Below are 16,994 nucleotides of genomic sequence, written 5' to 3' on the forward strand. Positions count from 1 at the left end.
GCGCGTCGGGTACGTCGGTCACGCAGGTCCATCAGGCGTAGGGCGGCACCCGATGATCGTCGGCCGGCGCCGGGCCCGTCCCGGCAGCATATCGGGCCTGCTCGCGCGCGAAGCGGTTGTATGCCAAAGACAGGCAGAAACACGCCAGCCCGGCCACCAGCAGCGCCAGGATCTGGGTGAGCGAGTTCCCGTTCGCCAGGTCCAGCACCGCGAGCTTGACCACCACCAGCATCACTAGTGTCAGCCCGTAGTGGCGCAGTGCGACCGCCCGCGCCCGGAAGCCGAGCACAATGCCCACTGCGCCGGTCGCCAGCACCACACCGGTGACCAGCAACGAGGTCGCCGACGCACCGGTGAGGACCATTACCGACCACCACAGCGCCACGCTGAGCGAGATGGCGGTGGCCGTGCCGGCGCCCGCGCGCCGCAGCCAGGGCAGCAACAGGCGGGCCGCCGCCACCGCGAGCACCAGGCCCAGCACCACCAGCGGTGCCGCCACCAGCCGGTCGCCCGCGGAATCCGCGCGCGCCAGGATGACGAGCGCCTGCAGGCACAGCAGCGCGAACCCCACCCAGCCGATGACCGGAGTCGCGGGAATTCGCGGCGTGCGCGGCCCATTTGCGCCCTCGATGGCGCCGGCGTGGGTCCCCGAGGCGAGCGCGAGTGGAGTGCATCCACGGGTGAACAGCCCCAGGCCCGTCAGCGCCAGGGCGCACACGCCACCCACCAGCGGGGCTGCGGAGCCGCCCGGGACCAGCCGCGCGACCAGCGCGGGCAGCACCACCACCAGGTCCGCGCCGATCAGCCAGACGGCCGCGGTCAGCAGGTCGACGCGTGCCTGTTGCGCGCGCCCGGGGCTCCGGGCCGGGGTTAGTCGGCTCTCCAGCAGCAGGCTCAGGCCGGCGGCGGTGGCCACCGCGACGAGTGCGAGTCCGACGGCGTCCCTGTCTGAATGTGCTCGGGTGGCGAGCGCGAACGCCGGCAGACCCGCCAGTGGCAGTATCGGGATCGGCGCGGCTTGCCCGACGCGGACCACCGGGGCGCCGGCCAGCCCCACCGCCAGCACCGCAGGCAGGAGCAGGCGGGGCTCCACGGCGAAGACGGCGGCACCGATGCCCACCATCACCCCAAGGTTTACCCCGGCCACGTTCCGCGGCCAGGCAGCCGTACCGCCGTCGGGAAGCAGCGCCGCGGTGGAGGCGACCGCAGCCACCAGGAGCACCACGCCGGTCAGGGCACGGGCCGTCGGCGGGGCCGCCGGATCCAGTCCCAGGTGCAGCACGGCCAGCACCATTGCGACACCCACGGCGCCCCATTCCCAAGCGGCCGCGGCGCGCCCGACCGTGCGTGACAGCAGCCGCCCGGAGTGATGCGCCTGAACCAGCAGCACGACGGCCGGTAGACACAGCAGGGCGACCCCGGTCGGGGACCCACTGCGCAGAAGAACGGTCGGCCCGATCACCAGCGCCGTCGCCGTGACCACCATGGAGGTGGTGGGCAGCCAGACGGCATGGCGCATCCGCCGCGCAAAGTGCGCCAGCAGCGCGGACACCGCCGCGAGGGCGATCAAGTAGCCGTTCACGAGCATCCACACCAACGCCGCCCGGCCCGGATGCGCATTGGCCTGCACCCACGCGAAATCAACCGCGACCAGGGCGCCAAGGGCGGAAATCACGGCGGTGAAGAATTGCCCGGCGGTCCAGGACACCAGTAGGAGCACGAACCCCCAGGCGGCCATCAGCGCCATGGCCACGGGGGCTTGTAGGTGCACGAGCAGGACCGCGCCAATGATGGTTACGAAGCCCAACGCCCCACCCGTACCGGTTACGGTGCCCGCCGCCACCCGCAGGCGGGGCCGATTCTCCGCCAGCGTGGTGCCCGCGGAGACCATGGCGAGGGATAACAGTCCGAGCCCGCCGACCTTCCAGCCGTCGGGAATCTGCTCCCAAACCAGCGCAATGAGGCTCACCGCGGCCAGCAGCACCAGCAGCGCCGCCGCGCCGGACAGCAGATAGGCGCCCAAGTTACCCTCCCGCGCCGGAGGCAATTGGGTGGCGGGCGGGGCTCCGGCGTCGGGGGAGCGCGGCGGCGTCGGCTGCGGCGCCCACAACGGCTGCGGTGGCTGCTGCTGTGGGGGTGCATACGGATCGGGAGCGTAGGCGGTAGTGGGCATGTCCCGGGCGGGCTGCCGGGTGGCGGGTCCGGAGGGCAGCGTGGTGGCGGGCCCGGAGGACAGCCGGGCGACTTGTCCCTCCAACCGTCCGACCTCACGCTCCAGGGCGTCCAGACGCGCGATCACCTCATCGAATCGTGCGCGCTCTTGGGAATCCATGATTCAAGGATCCGGCAAGGTCGCGGCGTTGTCACGACTTTGATACGGAGACTTGGACGCGGTGGGCTGATGGGCGGTGGATCAGGCGCGACGGTTTGTGTGTTGGCCTGACGGTTCGTACGTTGCGGTCGACGGTTCGGCACTTCCGGCGACGGTTCGTGGGGTAGGGGTACGAACCGTCGCTGTGATGTCTCAGGACATCGGTGACAGTTTTGTGTCAGGACATCGGTGACACTTGGTGTGTCAGGACATCGGTGACAGTTGTGGTGGTTGGTGGGGTTGGGTGTGTGTGGGTGGAGACGTAACGGACGCCGGGTGCGGGCCAGGGGTACTGGGCCAGGATCTCGCCTTGGGTGTCGGTGAAGGCGACTTGGTGGGGGTCCCAGGTGATGGTCACTGGCTGGTGTGCGTGGGTTCTGGATACCAAGAAGCTGATACCGGCCAGGCTGACCACTCCGTTAGCCCCGATGGTGCCTTGGCGCTGCCCTGAGGGCGGTGTTGTGGGCCGGCGCCTGGGGCGGGGTTGTGTGGGGATGCCGCCGACGGATACGGGCTCGTGGTGCTTGGGGCGTGGCGGGGCGGCGACGGGGGTGGCGTCCCACGCCTGCTGGGGTGTCATCCTCCCGGGCAGGGCCTGGTGTCCTCGCTCGGTGTTGTAGATGTGGTCGAAGGCGTCGACTTGGGCTTGTAGCTCTTCGATGGTGTGGGCCAGGGGCTGGTTGTCGAGGTAGCGGAACAGAGTCTGGTGGAAGCGCTCGTTCTTGCCCTGGGTGGTGGGCTTATAGGGCTTGGAGGTGATGGGTTCTACCCCCAGGGTGCGCACGTGGCCCGTCCAGTTTGCCTTTGCGGCCGCGTCGGGTGGGGTTCAGGGCCGTCCCGTTGTCGGTCAGTAGCCGCTGGGGCACCCCGTAGCGGGCGACGGCCCGGTCGAATACCGCGATAGCCGCCTGGCTGGTCTCGGCGGCGGCGACCAGGGATGCCACCGCCAGGCGGGAGTGGTCGTCGATGAGCCGGGGAGATGACGACCTTGCGTCCTCCGGCGAGGACGTACTCGGTGGCGTCCATCTGCCAGCAGGCGTTCGGGGCCGGATAGACAAACCGGCGCCATGCCGCCCGGGGCCTCTTCGTGGGCTCGGCTCGGGCCACGCCGGCGGAGCGAAAGATGCGGGCCAGTGATGTCGGCGAGGGCGCCTTGAGGCCCATGGCCCGCATCTTGTCGTGCACGCTGATCGGGCCGCAATCCAGGCCAGAGCGTTCCAGCGCGGCACGCACGTCAAGGGCCTGGGAGCGTACCTGGTCGCTTATGCGTCCCGGGCTTGTGCGAGGACGGCGGGAGCGGGGCTCGAGTACCGCGGCCTCCCCGTCAGCTCGGGCTCGGGCCCGCAGCACATAGAAGGTCTTGCGGGAGATGCCCTCCTGTTCGCAGAACGTGGTCACCGCCCCGCGCGGGGCGTCATCAGGCCACCGGGCGATCGCCAGACGCACACGCGGATCAACACCACTACTGTTGGACTTCCTGACTGAGCTCATGCGCCCAAAAGCACACCAGAACTGTCACCCCCAACAACCCACGAACTGTCACCGATGTCCTGACACAGAACTGTCACCGATGTCCTGAGACATAACATGTACGAACCGTCGCGGTTCATGCCGAATCGTTGGTGCTAACTGACGAACCGTCACTGGAACACACGAACCGTCCACCCCCGACGCCGGCCCGAGGACGTCCTCATCGGCCCGAGAAGGTCCTTTGTCCGGTGAGAACGTCCCGTTGCCTCTCCTACCCCACGTACAGCCTTCGCCTGGCGGCCGACCACCCCTACAAGCGCGAGCGGCCACTTTGATACGGAGACTTGGGCGCGGTGGGATAGCCTTTTCCCATGAGCACCACCGGATTGGCCGCTGCCCAGGCAAAGATGCGCGACGCCGGCGTCGCCGAGCAGGCCATCGACGTTTTCAGCCACTACTACCGCGCCCTTGAGGAGGGAGCCACCGGGCTCGTCCCCGAGGACACCATCGAGCCGCTCACGCAGATCGACTCGATCGACGACGTCGAGGTCGACGACGCCGCGGCCCGCGAGGCACTGAGCAAGACCGTCCTGATCAAGCTCAACGGGGGGCTCGGCACCTCCATGGGCATGGACCGGGCCAAGTCGCTGCTGCCGGTGCGCGACGGCAAGAGCTTCCTGGACCTGCTGGTGGATCAGGTGATGGCCGCCCGTGCCCGCTATGACGTCACCCTGCCACTGATCTTCATGGACTCCTTCCGCACCCGCGAGGACACGCTGGCGGCCCTCGCCGCCCACCCGGGCATCGAGGTGGAGGGGATCCCGCTGGACTTCCTGCAGAACCGGGAGCCCAAGTTGCGCGCCGACGACCTCACCCCGGTGCAGTGGGAGGCGGACCCGAGCCTGGAGTGGTGCCCGCCCGGCCACGGCGACATCTACACCGCCCTGGTGGCCTCCGGCGTGCTGGACGCGCTGCTGGAACGCGGCTACAAGTACGCGATGACCTCCAACTCGGACAACCTGGGCGCGGCCCCGAGCGCCCGCATCGCCGGCTGGTTCGCCGCCTCCGGCGCCCCCTACGCCCCCGAGCTGTGCAGGCGCACCCCCGCCGACGTCAAGGGCGGCCACCTGGCGGTGCGCAAGGCGGACGGCCGCATCATCCTGCGCGACACCGCGCAGACCCCGCCCGAGGAGATGCACTACTTCACCGACCAGTTCCGCCACCCCTTCTTCCACACCAATAACCTCTGGTTCGACCTGGAGGTGCTGCGGGACACGCTGACCGAGCGAAACGGCATTCTGGGGCTGCCGCTGATCCGCAACGCCAAGACGGTCGACCCCGCCGACCCCGAGTCGACGCCGGTCATCCAGCTGGAAACCGCCATGGGCGCCGCCGTGGAGGCCTTCGACGGCGCCACCGCCGTGGAGGTGCCGCGCAGCCGCTTCCTGCCGGTCAAGACCACCAATGACCTGCTGCTGGTCCGTTCGGACGTGTATGCGGTGGATGCCGACGGGCTGCTGCAGCAGGTGCCCGAGCAGGCCTGCGTGGTCGACCTGGATCCGCGCTACTACAAGCGGATCGCCGACTTCGAGGCGCGCTTCCCGCACGGGGTCCCCTCCATCCGCGACGCACGCAGCCTGACGGTGCGGGGCGACTGGACCTTCGGGGCCGACGTCGTCGCCACCGGGGACGCGACCGTGACCGAGGCGGGGGCACCCGGGGTGATCGCCGACGGCGCCCGGCTGGGCTGAGCTGCCCGACGGCGGCTTAGGGGCGCCCCCCGGGCACACGTGGGCCGGTACGTGCTTCACACACGTTTCCATCGCAAATACACGAGGCTTGGAGCTTCGCATGCGCCCTGCACCTGTAAAGCTCCAAGACTCGTGACTATGACGCAAACTCGTGTGGACTGCCTGCGTCTACTTGGACTGCCTGAATGGTCCTGCGTTTTGCACGACCTCGGGCCGCGTTCCACGACCTTGGTGTGTGTTGCACGACCACCCCGGGGTCGTGGAATGTGCACCAGGGTCGTGCAGTGTCGCCCAGGGGCGTGCAGTGTCGCCCGGGTCGTGCAAAGCCGTCCCGGCCCCGGCGCCGGACACTGCCACCCGCACAAAGGCCAGGCCGAACGAACCAGCCGGCAGAGGCCACAACACCGGTCTCGAGCAACACATTCGCGCCGACGAACTCACTACGCCCCCGAACCGCACGCGCTCGCGCCGATAACCCGCAGCTCCTGAGCCTGCACACGAGTGAGGCCCCGGACCGCTTGGTCCGGGGCCTCACATGATGCTTCCGGTGGGCGATACTGGAATCGAACCAGTGACCTCCTCGGTGTGAACGAGGCGCTCTAACCCCTGAGCCAATCGCCCGGTGCGGTGCAGACACTAGCGGGACCGAGGCCCCCGCGGCAAACGGAGGACCGGTGAGGTGGATCACCGCCCGTGCATTTGCCACCCGGCCCCGGCTGGATGGTATGGTTCAGCAGCGCTCAGGGGAACGCATGGGTCCCAAGGCGTTGAACATGCGGATGTGGCTCAGTTGGTAGAGCATCACCTTGCCAAGGTGAGGGTCGCGGGTTCGAGTCCCGTCATCCGCTCCGAGGAGCGGGGGTCCTCCCAGCCTCTCATTGGTGGGTTGGCCGAGAGGTTAGGCACCGGCCTGCAAAGCCGTTTACACCGGTTCGAATCCGGTACCCACCTCGGGCGATTGGCGCAGCGGGAGCGCGCTTCCCTGACACGGAAGAGGTCACTGGTTCGATCCCAGTATCGCCCACCATCGCCTTCGCTCTTCCCGTGTTCAGTCCGCCGGGAACCAGCCCTCCAGTACTTGCAGCACGCCGTCGTCATCATTGGCGGGCGCCATGAAGTCGGCGGCGTCGCGGGCGGCGGCGGAGGCGTTGGCCATGGCAATCCCGTAGCCCGCGCGAGCCAGCATTTCCGCATCGTTCCCGGAGTCTCCGAAGGCCGCCACCTGCCCCGGCACCAGGCCCCAGTGGTCCAGCAGCACGCCCAGCCCCGAGGCCTTGTGCCGCCCGGGCACGATCAGGTCCACGCTGTCGTGTCCCGAGACCACCGGCACCATCGCGCCGTCCAGCGCCTCGGACAACCGGTCCAGGAACGCCTGCGTGAAGCCGTGCTCGTCCACCAGCGCGATCTTGGATACGCGGTGACCGTTAATTTCGGCGGTGCGGGCGACGTACTGGTACCGGGGGTGGTAGAAGGTCAGCAGCTCCCGCATCTCGGGCGTCTCCGACTCGCGCAGGTAGGCGCCGTCCGGGCCGGAGGCGATGAAGGTCAGCCCGGCGTCGCCGTCGAGCACCGCCAGCACCCGCGCCAGCGCGTCCATGGGCACGTGCGTCTCCAGCAGCCGGACGCCGTCGGCCAGGACGATCGCCCCGTTATCGGAGACCACGCCGTCGGGAGCCGGGCCCTCCGCGGCCGGGAAGAAGCCGAGCAGCTGCGCCTCCTGATTGCCGGAGGCGACCACGAAGCGCACGCCGGCCTCGCGCATCCGGCGGCGCAGCGGTGCGAAGCGGCCCCGGTCGTAAGTGGAGCCAGTGCGCAGGAAGGTGCCGTCCATATCCACCGCCACCAGGCGCAAATCCGACGGACGTGGCGTCGGGGGAGCGGGCAGCACGCAGGACACCGGGGTGCCGTCCGCATCCGGCGGGATGACGCGATGGTGGGAGGCGGCTGTGTTCATGGTGACATCGAGGGTATGACGGGTCGGCTCATTCGGGGCGGGTGCGTCCGCCTTGCGTCAGGCGCATCATGTCGGCCATGTCCGTGAAGCCCGTGCTCTCGTAGAGCCGCCTGCCCGCGTCGGACGCCTCCAGGTACACCTTGCCCGCGCCCCGTGCACGTGCCTGCCGGACAAGCCAGTCGACGACCGCGGCCCCCACCCCGCGTCCCTGGAACGCAGGGCGCGTGTACACGTTCATCAGGTAGGCGCAACGGCCGCTCGGGTTGTCGGGCGACGGCATCTCCGTGTGCAGGCAGACGCCGCCGCATCCGACCGGCTCGCCGTCCAGCCATGCCAGGCAGGCGATATGCCCGCCGGTCGGTAACTCCCGCTCGTAGTAGGCACGGTTGGCGCGCTCAAGGCGAGTGGGGGCGGCGTCGAGGGCGGTCCCGAAGACTTCACGCAGCACCTCCATGCGCCACGCCAGGAGCTCGTCGATGCGGGCGATCCCGACCTGCTCTATCTCGATCCCCATGATCTCCCCATAATCTCCCTGGGACCTCCGTGACATCCGCGCTGCCACTACCCCGCCCGTCAGCCTGCTTTCAACACCACCGGCAGGGCGGCGTCGTCGGGCTTGCCGTTGCTGTTCAGGGGGATCTCATTCATGACGACGAAGAACTCGGGAATCATGAACGAGGTGAGCCGCCGTGCGAGGCGCTTGCGCAACTCGGAGAGCACGATGCTCTGGGAGGCCGGCGTCAAGTAGGCGACCAGATAGGAGAGCCCGTTCTCGTCGGAATGGTCGCGCACCACGGCGCGGTCAACGGAATCGTCGGCCGAGAGCACGTTCTCCACCTCCGTGCACTCGACCCGCTTCCCCTCGATCATGACCTGGGAGTCCTTACGGCGCAGGAAGGCGATGTCGCCGGTGTCCGTCATGACCCCCAGGTCTCCCGTGCGGTACATGCGCGAGCCGTCGTCCTGCATGACGAAGTTGCTCGACTCCGGTCGCTGTGTCAGGTAGCCGCGCGATACGCCTGTACCCGTCACGCAGATCTCGCCGACCTGTCCGCGGTCGACGGGCTGTAGGTCCTCGTTGAGGATATCCACGCGGTAGCCCAGCACCGCCCTGCCCACCGGGTAGGTGCCATCCGCTAGAGGCGCTCCGGCGCTGGCACGGTAGTAGGTGGCGCAGCAGGTCGTCTCTGAAGGACCGTAGGTGTTGTAGACCTCGGCCCGGTCCACGAGCTGGTCGCAGTAGTTCGCCCGTAGGACGTCGCCGCCGCTAATGTACAGACGCACACCTTTTGGCACGCGCCCCGATGCGTTGAAATCTGCGATGAGGTAGGGGAAACCATCGACGATCGTCACGCCCATCTCGTCAACGAAGTCGAGCAGGGCCGGCACGTTGTCGTGCTCGGCGATGGAGGGGATGGCGAGCGCGGCGCCTGTCAGCAGGGAGCAGAACACCTCCTCGACGAAGATGTCGAAGGAACAGACCGAGTGCTGCAGCATCACGTCCCCCGGCCCAATCCGCATCTCGTGCTCGAAGGCCTTCACGTAGCCGAGCACGTTGCGGTTCTCGACGCACACGCCCTTAGGATCGCCCGTGGTGCCGGACGTGTACAGCACGTAGGCGAGATCCTCCGTGGCCGTGCCGACCGGGATGGGCTGCGGTACCGGGGTGTCGGAGAAGTCGGGGGCGATGTAGATCCGCTCCGCCCCGCGGAACAGACCGTCGTATTCCCGTTGCGTCACCACTACATCCACGTCCGCCTCGGTGAGCATGAAACGGATGCGGTCGACGGGAAAGGATGGTTCTGCCGGGACGTAGGCCGCTCCCGTCTTCAAGACGGCGAGCATGGCCGCAATCATCGCCGGGCCGTGGTCCATCACGATGCCGACGAAGCGGGGATTGCGCGGCAGCATGGTGGCAATCGCCGATATCATGCGGTCAAGCTCGGCGTAGGTGAGGGTTCTGGCCCGGGTGATTACTGCCGGGGCGTCTGGTCGTCGTGCGACCTGCTCTGCGAAGCAACCGTAGATGGTCTGGGTGGTCTGGGTCTTCATAGTCACTTCCTTCGTTCAGGCTATGGAAGTGGAACCGTTCGGTTGTCGCGTTAGCCTAACGCAAGCACGGTGGCTTGCGAACCCAGGTCGTAATGTTGACCGCATGGCCGACCCGTCGACATACCGTCCTGCCCCCGGCGATATCCCGACCTCGCCGGGCGTGTATCGGTTCCTGGACGCCGAGGGACGCGTCATCTACGTCGGCAAGGCCAAGAACCTGCGCCAGCGGTTGAGCAACTACTTCCAGGACCTGAGTGCACTGCACCCGCGCACCCAGAAGATGGTCACCACCGCCTGCGCGGTGGAGTGGACGGTGGTTTCCACCGAGGTCGAGTCCCTCGCCCTGGAGTACTCCTGGATCAAGGAGTTCAACCCGCGTTTCAACGTCAAGTACAAGGATGACAAGTCCTACCCGTACCTGGCGGTCACCATGCAGGAGACCTTTCCCCGCGCGCAGATCGTCCGCGGCGCCCGGCGTCCCGGTGTGCGCTACTTCGGGCCCTTCGTGCAGGTGTGGTCCATCCGCGAGACCCTCGATCAACTGCTGCGCGTTTTTCCCATCCGCTCCTGCTCGGCCGGCGTGTTCAAGCGCGCGCACGCCTCCGGCCGCCCCTGCCTGCTGGGCTACATCGACAAGTGCTCCGCCCCCTGCGTGGGCCGCATCGGCCCCGCCGACCACCGGGCCCTGGCCGAGGACTTCTGCGCCTTCATGGCCGGGCGCACCGGCCCCTACCTGCGCGAGGTCGAGGCACAGATGCGGGCCGCCGCCCAGGCGCTCGACTTCGAGAAGGCGGCCCGCCTGCGTGACGACGCCGAGGCTCTGCGCAAGGTCATCGAGCAGAACGCGGTGGTGCTGCCGGAGGCCACCGACGTGGACGTATTCGCGCTGGCCCGGGACGAGCTCACCGCCGCCGTCCAGGTCTTCCACGTGCGCGGCGGGCGGGTGCGGGGCCAGCGCGGCTGGGTGATCGACCTGGTCGAGGACGCCACCGACGCCGAACTCATCGAGCGGCTTCTCCAGCAGGTCTACTCCGATCTGCTCGACCCGGCCGACGCCGCCGCCCCCGCGGGCACCGCCGTCGGCGCGCCCGCCCGCTCGGGGCCGACCACCTCCCTCGGTGTCGGCGGCCGAGCTCCCGCCGCCCCGCTGGAGCGCACCGCCCCCGAGAACGGCAATCGCACCGGACGCCGCGAGCGCGGCGCCACCAGCGTCGATGACGTCACCCACACCGCAACCACCGCCGTCCCGCGGGAGATCCTGGTGCCCGCCCTGCCGTCCGACGCCGGGGCCGTGCGCGAGTGGCTGACCGGTCTGCGCGGCGCCCGGGTGGAGCTGCGCGTGCCCCTGCGCGGGGACAAGGCCGCCCTCATGGACAACGTGCGCAAGAACGCCGAGGAGGCGCTGCGCCAGCACAAGACCCGCCGCGCCGGCGACCTCACCCAGCGCTCCCAGGCGCTGGAGGAGCTGGCCGAGGCCCTGGACCTGCCCGAGGCGCCGCTGCGGGTGGAGTGCTACGACATCTCCCACACGCAGGGCACCTACCAGGTCGGCTCCATGGTGGTCTTCGAGGACGGCGCCCCCAAGAAATCCGATTACCGGCGCTTCATCATCCGCGGCGAGGACGGCACCGGCACCGCCGACGACACCGCCGCCATGCACGAGGTACTCACCCGTCGCTTCAAGCGGCTGCTGGCCGAGCAGAACAGCCCCGGCCCGGTGTCCGGCTCCGTCCCCGCCGACGTCGGCGGGGAGTACGTGGAGGAGACGGCCAACGACGTCGTGGCGGACGTCCGCGGTGGCAAGCCCGCGGGCGCCGCCGGCGGCGCGGCGGCTGCCGGGGCCGGCGACATCGCAGTGCCCGTTTCCGGTCCGGTCGACCCCGACACCGGCCGTCCCCGGCGCTTCTCCTACACGCCCGGGCTCGTCGTCGTCGACGGCGGCCTGCCGCAGGTCAATGCCGCCCGGGCGGTCCTCGACGAACTCGGTGTGGACGTGCCGCTGGTGGGCCTGGCCAAGCGCCTGGAGGAGGTGTGGGTGCCGGGGGAGGAGTTCCCGATCGTGCTGCCGCGCACCTCGCCGGCCCTGTACCTGCTGCAGTACCTGCGCGACGAGTCCCACCGCTTCGCGATCACCCACCACCGTAAGAAGCGTTCGGCGGGCATGACCCGCTCCGTGCTCGACACCATTCCCGGCCTCGGCCCCGCCCGGCAGACGGCACTGCTGAAGGAATTCGGCTCCGTCAAGCGCATCCGGGCGGCATCCGCCGAACAGATCGCCGCCATCAAGGGCATTGGCCCGACCCTGGCCGCCACCATTCAGCAGCACCTCGCCGGGGCACAGGCCGGGGCGGCTACCGGGACGGAGGCGGAGACGGACCCCGCTGCGGCGTCATCGGATCGGTGACACAATCCCACAGGTGGAGATCCTGCGGGTGTTCAACAACAACGTGATCCTGGCGCGTGACGAGCTGGGACGCGAGACGATCCTGACCGGCCGCGGCCTCGGCTTCCAGCACAAACCGGGCCAGGAGGTCGACACCTCCCGGGTGGCACGCCGCTACGTGCTGGCGCAGAACGCCGAGAGCGTCGGCGAGGTGATGGCCGCGATCCCGCTGGAGCGCATCGCCCTGATCGAGCGCACCTTCCGTGCGGCCGCCCGGGAGCTGGGCACCACCGTGCCCTCCTCCACGGTCGTGGCGGTCGTCGATCACGTCAATCAGGCCATGGAGCGGGCGGCCGCGGGCATCGTCATGGACTATCCGCTGCGCGCCGAGGCCGCCCACCTGCACCCGGAGGAGCTGCGGCTGGCGGAGCGCATGGTCGCCGAGCTCAACCGCGCCCAGGAGGTGCAACTGCCCGACGGGGAGGCCGTCGCCCTGGCCCTGCACCTGTTCGCCGCCGCCGTGGGCGCCCCCTCAACCCAGGAGGCGACGCGCCAGTCGAAGCTGATCGGCCAGGTCATGGATGTGCTCAAGGCCGCCTACGGCCGCGACTTCCGCGCCGACTCCATCGACGCCGCCCGCTTCGCGGTGCACTTGCGCTACTTCCTGGTGCGTGCCCGCACCGACGAGCAGGTGGCAGACGGTACGGGAACTGCGATCGCCGAGTCCCTGCGGCTGCGCTATCCGCGGGCCTACCGGGTGGCGGTGCGGGTGAAGGAACTGTTGGAGATGCGTCTGGGAATCACGGTGCAGGACGATGAGACCGCCTATCTGACCATGCACGTGGCCCGGCTGGAGGCCGGCATCGACCGGGCACCCCTACAACCCGAATAGGTGGTGTGACTAAGGGCACCCTCGGAGGCTATGCCGCTGCACCCCCGGTACCTTCTAAGCTGTTCCCTGAGCCCCCAGAAGGGGCCCAGGATTGTTACCCGCAAGGGGCAAGACCTGAGACGACTCGCAGAGTACTGCGCGGTCGCCTCGGGTCTTTTTTGTTTTCCTGCCGCTTGCGGGCACCCGGATCGAGGAGGATCAGCATGGCCAAGGTCGACTACGCGGCGCTGGCGCCGCAACTGCTGGAGAAGGTCGGAGGTGAGGGCAACGTCCGCTCCATAACCCACTGCGCCACGCGCCTGCGCCTGGTCCTGGCCGACGAGTCCAAGGCGGCGACGGCACAGATCAAGCAGCTGCCCGGCGTCGTCACCGTCGTGCAGGCCGGCGGCCAGTACCAGGTGGTCATCGGCAACGACGTGCCGATGCTGTATGAGGAGCTGGGGCGCATCACCTCGCTGGGGGCGGCCGACTCGGGCGCCGAGCAGCCCGCCGAGGAGGGAAACCTCTTCGACCGGTTCATCAAGCTCATCTCCGCGCTGATCCACCCGGTGCTGTGGACCCTGGCGGGTGCCGGCCTGATCAAGGCGTTGCTGGCGCTGCTGACCACCCTGGGCTGGATGTCAGAAGAAGGCACCACCTACACGATCCTGAACGCGGCCGGCGACTCAGTCTTCTACTTCCTGCCGGTCGTGCTGGCGATCTCTGCGGCACGCCGCTTCAAGGCCAACGAGATCACGGCGGTCGCCATCGCCGGTGCCCTGGTCTACCCCGACATCGTCGCCCTGGCAGATGCGGACTCGGTCACCTTCATCGGCATCCCCGTGGTGATGGCCTCCTACAGCTCGTCCCTGCTACCGATCATCTTCTCCACCTGGATTCAGGGCTACCTCGAACGCTGGCTCAAGCGCGTGCTGCCCAGCACCATCCGCAACTTCATGGTGCCGCTGCTGGTGCTCGCCATCATGGTGCCGCTGGTGCTCATGACGATCGGCCCGGTCACGACCGCGCTGTCCAACGGCATCTCCGGCGGCATCCAGTCCCTGTTCCGGATTGCGCCCTGGGCCGCGGGTGCGATTATGGGCGCCTTCTGGCAGGTGTTCGTCATGTTCGGCATCCACTGGGGCTTCGTGCCCATCATGCTGGCCGACTACGACAACCCCGGCTACTCGGTTATGACCGCCCCGCTGTTCGCCGCCGTCCTGGCGCAGGCCGCCGCCGTGCTCGCCGTCATGATCCGCACCCGCTCGGCGCAGATGCGCCAGGTGGCCGGGCCGGCCGCGCTGTCGGCCTTCCTCGCCGGCATCACCGAGCCCGGCATCTACGGCGTGAACCTGCCGCTGAAGCGTCCCTTCATCGCCGGCTGCATCGGTGGCGCCGTGGGCGGCGCCATCATCGCCATCGGCGGCGGAGCCTCCTCCGCCTTCGTCTTCCCCTCCCTGATCGCCATGCCCGCCCTACTTCAGTACGGCAACGTGGTGGTCACCTTCATCGGCATTGCCGTGGCCGTCATCATCGGCTTCGTGCTCACGCTCGTGCTCGGATTCAATGAGGCCGACGCGGCCGCCGACTCCGACTCCGACGAGGACACCGCAGAGGACGTGGAGGCCTCCGCTGAGCCCACCACCACCCTGGGCGCCCCGGTGGCGGGCCGGGCCATGCCACTGGAGAAGGTCTCCGACCCGGTCTTCTCCTCCGGCGCGCTGGGCGGCGGTGTCGCCGTGCGCCCCAACGGCACCGGGCGGATCGTGGTCACGGCACCCGCTGCCGGGACCCTGGTGACCGTCATGGACTCCGGACACGCCTACGGCATCAAGACCGACGACGGCGTGGAGCTGCTGGTACACGTCGGCCTGGACACGGTCCAGCTCGAAGGCAGGGGCTTCTCGCCGAAGGTCACCGTGGGGCAGCGGGTGGCCCGCGGCCAGGAGCTGGCCGAGGTCGACCTGGAGGTCGTGCGCGAGGGCGGATACGACCCCACCACCATCCTGGTGGTCACCAACACGGCTAGCCTGGCGGGCGTGGTCCCGGTGGCCGACGCCGACGTGGAGGCCGACGACGTCGTCGTCGAGATCGACCACTGATCCCCATCCCCCGTCCCGCGCCGGCGCATCCGGTGCCGGCGCGGGACGGGCAGAATCGATTCCGAACCTGAATACCAGCAAAACTGACCCGTTAACGCACCCATGAAGGAGAACCCAGCCATGCCGACACCAACCACCTTCCCCGACGACTTCCTGTGGGGCGGCGCGCTGGCCGCCAACCAGTACGAGGGCGCCTACGACGCCGACGGCAAGGGCCTGAGCGTCCAGGACGTCATGCCCCAGGGCATCGTCGGCCCCCGCACCGAGGCGCCCACGCCGGACAACCTCAAGCTGGTGGGCATCGACTTCTACCACCGCTACAAGGAGGACATCGCCCTCCTGGCCGAGATGGGCTTCAAGGTCTTCCGCTTCTCCATCGCCTGGTCCCGCATCTTCCCCAAGGGCGATGAGACCGAGCCCAACGAGGCCGGCCTGGCCTTCTACGACCGGGTCCTGGACGAGCTGGAGAAGTACGGCATCGAGCCGCTGGTGACCATCAGCCACTACGAGACCCCGCTGCACCTGACCAAGACCTACAACGGCTGGGCCGACCGGCGCATGATCGGCTTCTTCGAGCGCTACGCCCGCACCCTGTTCGAACGCTACGGCAAGCGGGTCAAGTACTGGCTGACCTTCAACGAGATCAACTCCGTGCTCCACGAGCCCTTCATGTCCGGTGGCATCAACACGCCCAAGGAGGAGCTCAGCGAGCGGGACCTTTACCAGGCGATCCACCACGAGCTGGTCGCATCCGCCTCCGCCACCCGCATCGCCCACGAGATCAACCCCGACTTGAAGGTCGGCTGCATGATCCTGGCGATCCCCTTCTACCCGCTCACCCCGGACCCGCGGGACGTGTGGGCCGCCAAGCAGGCCGAACGCGACAACTACACCTTCGGCGACGTGCACGTGCGCGGCACCTACCCCGGCTACTTCCTGCGCAAGCTGCGGGACAAGGGCATTGAACTGGACATCACCGAGGCCGACCGCCGCACCCTGGCGGAGCACACGGTCGACTTCGTCTCCTTCTCCTACTACATGTCCTCCTGCGAGACCGCCACCCAGGAGCGTGAGGCCAGCGGCGGCAACCTCATGGGCGGCGTCGTCAACCCCACCCTGGAGGTCTCCCAGTGGGGCTGGGCCATCGACCCGCGTGGCCTGCGCACCATCCTGAACGACTACTGGGACCGCTGGGGCAAGCCACTGTTCATCGTGGAGAACGGCCTGGGCGCCCGCGACGAGCTGGTAACCGGCCCCGACGGGACCCCGACCGTCGCGGACGACTACCGCATCGACTACATGAACGACCACCTGGTGCAGGTGCGTGAGGCCATCGCCGACGGTGTACAGGTCATCGGCTACACCTCCTGGGGCTGCATCGACTGCGTCTCCGCCTCCACCGCCCAGATGTCCAAGCGCTACGGCTTCATCTACGTGGACCGCAACGACGACGGCACCGGCACCCTGGAGCGCTATCGCAAGCAGTCCTTCGGCTGGTACCGGGACGTGATCGCCTCGAATGGCGCCAGCCTGAAGGCCTGACCGGCTACGCGGTAACCGACGGCCGCAGCCGGCTCGCGGCGGGCGCACCGGGCACTGGGTAGTCTGTGCCGATGCCCGAAGAACGCGCCCCGCTGAGCCGGCTGCGGCTGCTGCCGCTGCGCCTGGTCCAGTTCACCGCCATCCAACTGGCCTGCTGCGCCTTCCCGATCGCCTTCATCCTGGCCCTGTGGGGCTCCGTGGCGCACTTCACCGTGGGCGGCGACCGCTACCGCATGCCGACCGCGGTGTCGTTCGTGCTCATCGGGGTCTTCCTGTGGCTGGCGGAGAACATCGGCACGTTCCTCAACGCCTGGCGCTACCCCGATCAGCAGGCCGGGTGGCACCTGGTGCACGTGGGCAAGCTCGGCAGCTGGGCACTGCTGGTCACCCTCAGCTTCGTGCTGGTGGCCGCCGTCAAGGCGGAGGAGGGCGTGCGCTACGGCGACGGCGAGGCGCGGGTCACCCCGCCCAGGCGCCGGCGCCGAGCTCGCTGACCGC

At 68.9% G+C, this 16,994-nt stretch carries 10 protein-coding genes, 4 tRNA genes and 1 pseudogene; 9 read left to right on the forward strand and 6 right to left on the reverse strand.

Annotated features, from left to right (window positions below):
* Window positions 1-31 precede the first annotated feature (31 nt).
* Window positions 32-2,332 carry a DUF2339 domain-containing protein gene (locus tag C3B71_RS07035; protein WP_108967011.1) on the reverse strand — a complete coding sequence of 767 codons (2,301 nt, stop codon included), beginning with the start codon at window positions 2,330-2,332 and terminating at the stop codon, window positions 32-34.
* Window positions 2,333-2,549: 217 nt separating this feature from the next.
* Window positions 2,550-3,862 (reverse strand): annotated as a pseudogene (locus C3B71_RS07040) (DDE-type integrase/transposase/recombinase).
* A gap of 350 nt (window positions 3,863-4,212) precedes the next feature.
* On the opposite strand from C3B71_RS07040, the gene C3B71_RS07045 reads away from it, so the two are divergent.
* The gene (locus C3B71_RS07045) at window positions 4,213-5,592 is read left to right on the forward strand and encodes a UTP--glucose-1-phosphate uridylyltransferase (RefSeq protein WP_108967013.1); all 1,380 of its coding nucleotides are present in this window, start codon (window positions 4,213-4,215) and stop codon (window positions 5,590-5,592) included.
* Window positions 5,593-6,140: 548 nt separating this feature from the next.
* On the opposite strand, the gene C3B71_RS07050 is transcribed toward C3B71_RS07045, so the two are convergent.
* Window positions 6,141-6,213: transfer RNA gene (locus C3B71_RS07050), tRNA-Val, on the reverse strand.
* 154 nt (window positions 6,214-6,367) lie between these two features.
* On the opposite strand from C3B71_RS07050, the gene C3B71_RS07055 reads away from it, so the two are divergent.
* From C3B71_RS07055 to C3B71_RS07065, 3 genes are all read left to right on the forward strand, one after another.
* Window positions 6,368-6,440 (forward strand) — tRNA-Gly (locus tag C3B71_RS07055).
* Window positions 6,441-6,472: 32 nt separating this feature from the next.
* Window positions 6,473-6,543, forward strand: a tRNA-Cys gene (locus tag C3B71_RS07060).
* Window position 6,544: 1 nt separating this feature from the next.
* A tRNA-Val gene (locus tag C3B71_RS07065) sits at window positions 6,545-6,619 on the forward strand.
* A gap of 21 nt (window positions 6,620-6,640) precedes the next feature.
* On the opposite strand, the gene C3B71_RS07070 is transcribed toward C3B71_RS07065, so the two are convergent.
* Genes C3B71_RS07070 through C3B71_RS07080 form a run of 3 tightly spaced genes read right to left on the reverse strand, consistent with a single transcriptional unit; the run spans window position 6,641 to window position 9,598 of the window.
* Window positions 6,641-7,546 carry an HAD hydrolase family protein gene (locus C3B71_RS07070; RefSeq protein ID WP_108967015.1) on the reverse strand — a complete coding sequence of 302 codons (906 nt, stop codon included), beginning with the start codon at window positions 7,544-7,546 and terminating at the stop codon, window positions 6,641-6,643.
* Window positions 7,547-7,574: 28 nt separating this feature from the next.
* A complete protein-coding gene (locus C3B71_RS07075) occupies window positions 7,575-8,060 on the reverse strand; it encodes a GNAT family N-acetyltransferase (protein WP_108967017.1) in 486 nt (161 codons plus the stop codon).
* Between the two features lie 59 nt (window positions 8,061-8,119).
* Complete coding sequence (locus C3B71_RS07080) at window positions 8,120-9,598, reverse strand: amino acid adenylation domain-containing protein (protein WP_108967019.1); 1,479 nt, start codon at window positions 9,596-9,598, stop codon at window positions 8,120-8,122.
* 103 nt (window positions 9,599-9,701) lie between these two features.
* Between C3B71_RS07080 and uvrC the strand changes: the two genes are divergently transcribed.
* The 5 genes from uvrC (at window position 9,702) to C3B71_RS07105 (ending at window position 16,990) form a co-directional block, all read left to right on the forward strand.
* A complete protein-coding gene (gene uvrC / locus C3B71_RS07085; protein ID WP_108967021.1) occupies window positions 9,702-12,002 on the forward strand; it encodes an excinuclease ABC subunit UvrC in 2,301 nt (766 codons plus the stop codon).
* 13 nt (window positions 12,003-12,015) lie between these two features.
* A complete protein-coding gene (locus tag C3B71_RS07090; protein WP_108967023.1) occupies window positions 12,016-12,873 on the forward strand; it encodes a PRD domain-containing protein in 858 nt (285 codons plus the stop codon).
* Window positions 12,874-13,076: 203 nt separating this feature from the next.
* A complete protein-coding gene (locus C3B71_RS07095; protein ID WP_108967025.1) occupies window positions 13,077-14,954 on the forward strand; it encodes a beta-glucoside-specific PTS transporter subunit IIABC in 1,878 nt (625 codons plus the stop codon).
* 120 nt (window positions 14,955-15,074) lie between these two features.
* Entirely contained in the window at window positions 15,075-16,496 is a 1,422-nt protein-coding gene (locus tag C3B71_RS07100; protein WP_108967027.1) for a glycoside hydrolase family 1 protein, read from the forward strand.
* A gap of 71 nt (window positions 16,497-16,567) precedes the next feature.
* The gene (locus C3B71_RS07105; protein WP_108967029.1) at window positions 16,568-16,990 is read left to right on the forward strand and encodes a DUF817 family protein; all 423 of its coding nucleotides are present in this window, start codon (window positions 16,568-16,570) and stop codon (window positions 16,988-16,990) included.
* Window positions 16,991-16,994: the final 4 nt, after the last annotated feature.

It is taken from the genome of Actinomyces sp. Z16, from assembly GCF_003111765.1.
Lineage (GTDB): Bacteria > Actinomycetota > Actinomycetes > Actinomycetales > Actinomycetaceae > Actinomyces > Actinomyces glycerinitolerans.